We start from the raw sequence: 8,208 nt of genomic DNA, 5'->3' as shown, positions 1-8,208 counted from the left end.
ATGTAGAGCAGATCGGCGCCGGCGGCCTGGGCGAACAGCGGCGGAATGTCGCCGGTGGAGCCCACGTCCAACGCCCCGATATTCAACGCCTCCAGCATCTGCGGCCCGGCCGGGAATTCGATCCACTGCACGTGGGTATTCGGGAAGCGCTTCTCCAGCAGCCCCTGTTCCTTGGCCAGCACCAACGCAATCGAGCCCTTCTGATACCCGATGCGCAACTCGGCCGGGTCGGATGAGTCGGCTGCGGACGCGACGTTCGCCCAGGCCAGGTTGATCCCGATCACGGCCAGCAATGCGCTGCCCAATGTGCGCAATGTCTTCATCCTTTCAAACCCTCTTGGTTTCTGTGTGCAGGGCGATGGCCTGGCGGCGCGCTGAAGCGGTTGGCCGGACGCGGCAAACCCAGGTGCTCGCGCAAGGTGCTGCCGGTGTAGTCCTGTCGGAACAAGCCGCGCCGCTGCAGCTCCGGAATCACCTTGTGCGCGACGTCTTCCAGCCCGCCCGGCAAGTGCGGCACCAGCACGTTGAAGCCGTCGGCCGCGCCCTGCTCGAACCATATCTGCCACTGATCGGCGATCTGACTCGGGGTGCCGACCACACTGAAGTGGCCTCGACCGCCGGCGATTTTTCGTCCTAGCTGGGCCAGGGTCAGGTTCTCGTCCTGCGCCAGTTGCGAGAGCAGGGCCTGGCGGCTTTGCTGGCCGCTCCGGGTCAATGGCAGCGCGGGCAAGGGTTCGTCCAGCGGGTAACCCGAGAGGTCGAAATTGCCGAGCATTCTTCCCAGTAACGCGACACCCACGCGGGGCTCAACCAGCGCCTGGAATGCCTCGAATTTGTCCCGGGCCTGGGCCTCGCTGTCACCGACCACCACGAACATGCCGGGCATGATCTTGAGCGTGTCGGGGTCTCGGCCGAATCTGGCGGCGCGGGACTTCAGGTCCTGATAGAACGCCTGGGCAGCGGCCAGCGAGGCCTGAGCGGTGAACACCACTTCGGCGGTCTGCGCCGCCAGCGTGCGGCCCGCTTCCGACGAGCCGGCCTGAACCACCACCGGCTGACCCTGGGGCGAGCGGGCCACATTGAGCGGGCCTTTGACCTTGAAGTGCTCACCCTGATGATCCAGCACGTGGAGGCCGTCAGGGCGGTAATACGCGCCACTGGCCTTGTCCCGAACAAAAGCGTCGTCGTCCCAGCTGTCCCACAATCCGGTCACCACCTGATGAAACTCCCGGGCGCGGCTGTAGCGCTCGGCATGATCGATGTGCTCGTCGCGGCCGAAGTTAAGGGCTTCGGCGGCGGCATCCGAGGTGACCAGATTCCAGCCCGCGCGGCCCCCTGAAAGGTGATCCAGCGAGGCAAATTTACGGGCGATGTGAAAGGGCTCGTTGTAGCTGGTAGTGGCGGTGACGATCAGGCCGATGCGCTCGGTGACGGCACTCAACGCCGAAACCAGCGTCAGGGGTTCGAAGTGGTCCGAACGCGCCATGGAGCTGGCGGCGTCCCCCGTCGCGGCCGCCACGCTGTCGGCGATGAACAGCGTGTCGAACTTCGCTGCTTCGGCCACCTGCGCCAGGTGTTTGTAGTGCTTGAAGTCCAGGCCCGCGTTGGCCGGCACGTCCGGGTGGCGCCACGCCGCAACGTGGTGCCCGGTGGCCATCAGGAACGCGCCCAATTTCATCTGCCGGGGCTCAGTGTGTATGTGGCGGGATTCAGTGCTCATTGCCGATGCCTTTCATGCAGTGTCCTTGTGACGGTTCGCCCATGTTCAGAAATCCTTGCGCACTTGCACGCCGAAGTAGCGCTCGTCGTCCCGTGGCACGGCGCGGTAGATGTAACCCGTGCCGCTGGCAAGCAGGGGGGAATAGGATCTGTCGGTGAGGTTTTTCGCCAGCACCGCGACGCGCCAGCCATTGCTGTAATCGGCCACGGCTGCGCTGGCGTTCCACAGGCCGTAGGCGCCCTGTTTGGTGTCCGGGTTCTGGCTGATGTCGTACTGCACTTCGCTCTGCCAGCTGTAATCAGTGCCCAGTTCGATGTCCAGCCCGTTGTCCAGCGGGATGGTGTAATCGGCGCGTACGTAACTTTTCCAGTCCGGCGCGTAGGGCAGCGTCTTGCCGTTCACGTCACAGGACGCCGCCGCGCCCGCCGGGCAGCTGAACTGGTCGATGCGCGCCTTGGTGTAGGCGATGGCGCCGGAGAACTTCAGGTTGCGTGTGGCCTGCAAGGCGTAGTCGGCCTCGATCCCTTCGGTGCTGACGCTGCCGGCGTTGATCAGCCGGGTCACCACCTGGCCCGCGACGCTGTCGAAGAAGTTCGCCTGATAGTTGCTGTACTCGCTGTGGAACACCGCGACGTTGGTGGTCAGGCGGTGGTTCCAGGTGGTGGCTTTGATGCCCAGCTCCCAGTTGTTCGAGGTTTCAGGTTTGAGCGCGCCGGTGTCCCGGGGCTGCATGTTGAAGAACACGTTGTAGGCCGGGCCTTTGTAGCCGCGCGAGTAGGTGAGGTAAGCCATGACCGAATCGCTCAGGTCATATTGCACGCCCAGCCGCCCGGACCAGCCGTCTTCGTCCACCGAACCGGAGCTGCTGGTGCCGGGCTGAATGCCGCTGACCGTAGTGGCGGACGTCGAGACGCGGCGGTGATCGTATTCCAGGTCGTCGTGGGTCCAGCGCAGACCGGCGATGCCGCGAAACGCCGGGGTGAAATTCAGCGTGCTTTCGCCGAACACCGCGTAGCTGTCGCTGGTGGTGCTGTAGTCGGCGACGCCGGTGTTGGTCGCGGTGGGCGTGATCAGCGTGCGGCGATAGGTTTCGTCGTCCTTGCCGTGCATGTAATACAGGCCGCCGACGTACTCGAGGAACTGGCCTTTCGGCGAGGCCAGTCGCAGCTCCTGGGAGTACTGGTTGAAATCCAGATCGCCCTTGTCTTCGGTGCCGGGGAAGGCGGCGCTGACGTTGGCCAGTCGGTCGCCATCCTGCCACTGGGTGTTGTTCCAGCCGCGCCAGGCGGTGATCGAGGTCAGCGTGTAATCGCCCAGGTTCAAGTCCAACTGGGCAGACAAGCCTTTGTTGATGTCGTCGACATGGCTGCGGTAGTCACTGACCAGATCGCGGTTGTCGTTGCTGGCGCGCACCGGCGACAGCGCGTTGGCGAAGGCCGGTGTCAGCGACTGGCTGATGACCCCGTTGGGGGTGTCATCGTGGGACTGCATGTAGTCGCCGATGACGATCAGCTTGACGTCTTCATTGGGAGTGAATTCCAGCTTGCCGCGCGCGCCTTTGTGGTTGTAGCCGTTGACCTCCTGCCCGTTGGCCTTGTTGTGCACGTTGCCGTCGTAGGTGCCAAACAGGGTCGTGACCGAGGCTTTCAGCGTATCGGGAATCAGGCTGCCGCCAATGCCGAAACGGGTGCGGCTTTCATTGCCGCTGTAGTACGACTGATCGATGTAGCCGTGGGTCTCTGCGGTGGGCGCCTTGCTGACGATGTTCAGCACACCGGCCGAGGCGTTCTTGCCGAACAGCGTGCCTTGGGGGCCACGCAGGACTTCGATGCGTTCCAGGTCCAGCAGGTCCAGGGTCGCTTGGCCGGGCCGCGCATAGACCACGCCGTCCACCACCGTCGCGACAGTCGGCTCGACGCCCGGGGACGTGGAAATGGTGCCGACGCCGCGCATGAACAATGAAGTGTCCTTGTTCGAGGCACCGGTGCGGAAATTCAGCGCAGGCACTTGCTGCGCGATACTGGCAACGCCGTTGCGGTTGTCACGCTCCAGCTGTTCGCCGTCCAGTACCGTGACGGCCACCGGGACCTGCTGCAGCGGTTCTTCCCGGCGGGTGGCGGTGACCGTGACCGCCTGCAGGGTGGCGGTTTCGGGTGCTTGCTCCGCCATTGGCGGCGCGGTCGATACGTCCGCCGCGAAGGCCGGCAGTGCGCACAGCGCGAATGCGGTGGCAATGGCCTGACTAAGGTGACTCGGTGAATGGAACGCCCCGGTTTGTCGCATGATCGTTGCTCGCTGATGAATGCCTGTCGGAAGGTGGCTCTGCGGCCACTGGTGTGCTGCGCGGCAGAAAGGTGGGCATTCGCTCAAGCGAGTAGCTGATACTGTCAGTTAGCGCTAACATCGCCAGTATCGGTAACCGGTGGATAGACCGTCCAATACTGAAAAATCAGCTTTAAATAATCTCTGGTTATAAACAGGCTTTTGACAGGAGCGGGCGTTTTGACGGACACAGCGGATCCCCCACGCAAGCGGCGCGGTGCCGGGCGCGTCACTCAGGACGCGGTTGCTCGCCACGTCGGCGTGTCGACGATGACCGTGTCGCGTTATTTCAATCAGCCGGATCAGGTGTCCGACGAGCATCGTCAGCGCATTGCGGCAGCCGTCGCCGAGCTGGGATACGTGCCTAATCTGGTGGCCGGAGGGCTGGCGTCGGCCAAGGGCAGGATCGTGGCGATGGTGGTGCCGAACATCTCCGGGCCGATTTTTGCGGACACCATCCAGGGCTTCAGCGACACCCTGGCCCGGCACGGCTATCAGTTACTGCTGGCGTCGAGCTATTTCTCCACGGAACAGGAAGAGCGGGCGATCCGCGCGTTTCTCGGCTGGTCACCCGCTGCGCTGGTGGTCACCAGTCACTTCCACAGTGAGGCCACGGAGAAGATGCTCGCGGCGGCGGACATTCCGCTGATCGAAACCTGGGACTACCAGCCCGACCGCGCGCCGATCCAGATCGGCTTTTCCCATCACGAGGTCGGGGTCACTGGCGCGCGTTATCTGCTTCAACGCGGCTATCAGCGAATTGCGTTCGTGCTCAACAGTGCGGCGGGGGACTTCAGTGCCCAGGAGCGTTGCGCCGGGTATATGCAGGCCCTGGGGGGGGCCGGGGTCAGCCCGCAGATTTTCACTCCGGCGGGTGATCTCGCGCCGTTCGAAGCCGGCAAGCAGGCGCTCACCGAACTGATGCAGCGGGCCACGCCTCCCGACGCAATCTTCTTCGCCAACGACAACCTGGCCGCCGGCGGTTTGCTCGCGGCCCAGCGTGCAGGGGTAAGCATTCCGGGTGACTGCGCGATGCTGGGTTTCGGCGATTACCCCTTCGCCGAAATGCTCATGCCCAGCCTCAGCACGATCAAGCCGCCGGCGCTTCAGATCGGTGTGCTCGCTGCCGAGCGGGTGCTGCAACGGCTGGGTGTGATTGTCACGGACGAGGTCTTTCAGCGGTTGAATCTGCTGGAGTGCCGGTTGATCGGTCGGGAAAGTACCTAGCGACGTTCTGCCAAGCCGCCATCACCAAGTGCCGCTGGCCGGTTTCGGCAGGTTCAGCGTGCCGCTGTCTTCGAAGCGCATCGGGCCGAACAGTCCGCCGGCCAGCTTGCCGTGCAGCTCGTAGGGCAGGTTGTCCAGCCGTTGCTGATCGGCAAGGCCCACCGCCTGGCGCAGTGCGGCAAAGGCTGACACGGTGACCGGCACCGTCAACACGCCTTCGGAGAACCGCCCGATCGTGCCTTTCTGGTCGCTCACGCCAGAGGCAAGCAAGCGGCCGTTGACGTCCAGATTCAGCGCCACACCGTCGTACTGGATGTCGGTGTCGTTAGGGTTTTGCAGGCGCAGCTTCACGGCGAAGCGGATTTCCAGATCCTGGCCGGGCAGGGGATCGATGCCCACTACGTTGATGTTCAGCGGATCGCGGCTGGGAAACAGCGCGCAGGCGCTGAGTGCGAGCACCAGGGTCAGGCCGGCGAGGAGGGTGCGGATCGGGCGTAGCGGCATCGGTGACTCCCATGGCAGGCCGTTGGGGCGCAACACGCCCCTTCAAACGTCCAGACGATTCAAGTGTGCGACCCCGCGCGCCGGTAGAGGTTCTGCGTCAGGTCCCGCGGCAGGGCTAGGGGGCGGATCCTGCAGCACCTTAAGCGTGGCAGCTTCCGGGTCGAATTCGGTGAGCTCCGGCTCCTGGTATTCCTCCGGCAGAAAGATGTTGAGGATGATCGCGCAGAACGCGCCGACGGTGATGGGCGATTCGAAAATGTTGTGCAGCGCCTTCGGCAGCTCGCGCAAGACCTCCGGCACGGCCGCGACGCCCAGGCCCATGCCCAGAGAAATCGCCACGATCAGCATATTGCGCCGATGCAGACCGGCCTCCGAGAGGATCTTGATTCCGGCCACCGCGACGGTGCCGAACATGATCAGCGTTGCGCCACCCAGCACCGGCTTCGGCATCAGTTGCAGCACGGCCCCGATGATCGGGAACAGGCCCAGCAGCACCAGAATCCCGGCGATGAAAAACGCCACGTAGCGGCTGGCCACGCCCGTCAGCTGAATCACCCCGTTGTTCTGCGCGAAGGTCACCATGGGCAGGCTGTTGAAGGTCGCGGCCAGCGCCGAATTCAGCCCGTCTGCCAGCAGCCCCGACTTGATCCGGCGGATGTACACCGGCCCGCTCACCGGCTGCTGAGAGATCATCGAGTTGGCGGTGAGGTCCCCGGCGGCCTCCAGCGGCGACACCAGAAAGATCACCGCGATGGGGATGAACGCCAGCAGATCGAAGGAAAAGCCGTATTTGAACGGCACCGGCAGGCTCATCACCGGCACATGGGGCATCTGCGCGAAATCCACCCGGCCCATGAACCACGCGACGGCGAAGCCCAGGGTCAGGCCGATGATGATTGCGCTCAGGCGCAGTAACGGAATATTGAACCGGTTGAGCACCACGATGGTGATCAGCACCAGGCCGGCCAGGCCCATGTTCGCCGCCGAACCCAGGTCGCTGGCGCCGAAGCCGCCGGCCATGTCGGTCATGGCCACTTTCAACAGCGACAGGCCCATCAGGGTAATGATCGTGCCCGTGACCACCGGGGTGATCAGCTTGCGCAATTTGCCGATGAACTGGCTGAGGGCGACCTCGACGAACGCTGCGCAGAAGCACACGCCGAAGATCGTCGAGAGGATTTCGTCGGTGCCGCCGCCGCGACTCTTGACCAGAAACCCGGCGCTCAGGATCACGCTGAGGAAGGAAAAGCTGGTGCCCTGCAGGCACAGCAGCCCCGAGCCGATCGGGCCGAAGCGTTTGGCCTGAACAAAGGTGCCCAGCCCGGACACGAACAACGCCATGCTAATCAGGTACGGCACTTCACTGTCCAGCCCGAGCACGCTGCCGACGATGAGGGTGGGAGTGATGATGCCGACGAAACTGGCGAGCACGTGCTGTAACGCCGCAAAGATCGCGGCGGTGAAATGCGGCCGGTCATGCAGGCCGTAGATGAGGTCTGTTCTGGACGAGACTGAAGCAGAAGCCGAGCGGGTCGGGGCGCTGTTGCGGGGTGCGGTCATGGTTAGCCTGCCATTTTGTTTTTATGGGGTCATGGGCTTTGCGGATGACACATCTCCGACCGGTGCGGACATCTTGTCTTGCCGGTCAGGATTGCCGACTGTACAACATGTCCACACACTTAAATACAGTTTGGTAGGAGATTGTGTACAAAGCGCAAGGCGGGGCATGGCAGTCGGCCGAGGTAAAAAGGGCGCGCAGGATGCCAGAAAACATTAACGCGGTCAGCGATCAATGTCGGGTGGTTCCAGGTAATGCTCACGGCGCTGAACCATCTTTTGCCGGAAGCCTCCATACTGTTGACCGCCAGTGTCGACCGTCATCAATGGTGACCGTCATCAGCCTGTCGAGTTTGTTCCGCAGTATCTCTGGACAAGGAGGTTTTTACTGAGGCGTCACAATGATTAACAGCACGGCACAGCAGTTCCCGTTGAGTGACTCGCAATTCGCATTGATCGCCCGGGCGCTGGCCGACAGCCGCCGCTTTCGGATTCTGGTTCAGATCGGCGACAGTGAACAGGCGCTGCCCTGCGCCGAAGTGCTGAAGGTCCACCCCGTCAGCGCCGCGACCGTTTCCCATCACACCAAAGAGCTCGAGCGCGCCGGCCTCATCGCCACCCTGCGCGAAGGCAAATACGCCAGCTTCATGATCCAGCGCGAGGTACTGCACGCCTACGCTCGGCAGCTGATGCTGATCTAATACACCTCGCGTGATCTGCAGGACGCGGAGCGTCCGGGGCGGTGTTACCACGCGGAGCGTGGGAACAATCAACATCTGGGATGAACCAACCGGCCCCTTCCCGGCTAAAGCCGGTCCCACTAAATGCATTGCATGCATCCAGCAGGATTGGCGTCGACTGTAGGACCGGCTTTAGCC

General features: G+C 63.3%; 6 protein-coding genes and 1 pseudogene. 2 read left to right on the top strand and 5 right to left on the bottom strand.

The genetic code is table 11. The features are described 5' to 3' along the window. The 3 genes and pseudogenes from QMX88_RS28030 to QMX88_RS28020 form a co-directional block, all read right to left on the bottom strand. Positions 1-323 (bottom strand): annotated as a pseudogene (locus QMX88_RS28030) (aliphatic sulfonate ABC transporter substrate-binding protein); the annotation flags it as partial. Further along, the gene (locus QMX88_RS28025; protein WP_282373501.1) at positions 320-1,720 is read right to left on the bottom strand and encodes an LLM class flavin-dependent oxidoreductase; all 1,401 of its coding nucleotides are present in this window, start codon (positions 1,718-1,720) and stop codon (positions 320-322) included. The pseudogene QMX88_RS28030 and the gene QMX88_RS28025, both read right to left, overlap by 4 nt. Positions 1,721-1,765: 45 nt before the next feature. Then, a complete protein-coding gene (locus QMX88_RS28020; protein ID WP_282373503.1) occupies positions 1,766-3,889 on the bottom strand; it encodes a TonB-dependent receptor in 2,124 nt (707 codons plus the stop codon). Positions 3,890-4,222: 333 nt separating this feature from the next. On the opposite strand from QMX88_RS28020, the gene QMX88_RS28015 reads away from it, so the two are divergent. After that, positions 4,223-5,269 (top strand): LacI family DNA-binding transcriptional regulator, encoded by a 1,047-nt coding sequence (locus tag QMX88_RS28015; RefSeq protein WP_282373500.1) that lies wholly within the window; start codon positions 4,223-4,225, stop codon positions 5,267-5,269. A 21-nt stretch (positions 5,270-5,290) separates the two neighbouring features. On the opposite strand, the gene QMX88_RS28010 is transcribed toward QMX88_RS28015, so the two are convergent. Continuing rightward, positions 5,291-5,773 carry an LEA type 2 family protein gene (locus QMX88_RS28010; protein WP_282373499.1) on the bottom strand — a complete coding sequence of 161 codons (483 nt, stop codon included), beginning with the start codon at positions 5,771-5,773 and terminating at the stop codon, positions 5,291-5,293. A 42-nt stretch (positions 5,774-5,815) separates the two neighbouring features. Next, on the bottom strand, positions 5,816-7,333 hold the full coding sequence (locus QMX88_RS28005) for a nucleobase:cation symporter-2 family protein (RefSeq protein ID WP_282373498.1): 1,518 nt from the start codon (positions 7,331-7,333) through the stop codon (positions 5,816-5,818). A gap of 398 nt (positions 7,334-7,731) precedes the next feature. Here QMX88_RS28005 and QMX88_RS28000 point away from each other — a divergent pair, with 398 nt between their 5' ends. Further along, a complete protein-coding gene (locus QMX88_RS28000; protein WP_192172389.1) occupies positions 7,732-8,031 on the top strand; it encodes an ArsR/SmtB family transcription factor in 300 nt (99 codons plus the stop codon). The last annotated feature ends 177 nt before the right edge of the window (positions 8,032-8,208 follow it).

The sequence above is a fragment of the Pseudomonas sp. PS02290 genome, assembly GCF_029960075.1.
GTDB lineage: Bacteria > Pseudomonadota > Gammaproteobacteria > Pseudomonadales > Pseudomonadaceae > Aquipseudomonas.
Note: the sequence above shows the minus strand (reverse complement) of the source record. Positions and strands in the feature narration are given on the sequence as shown.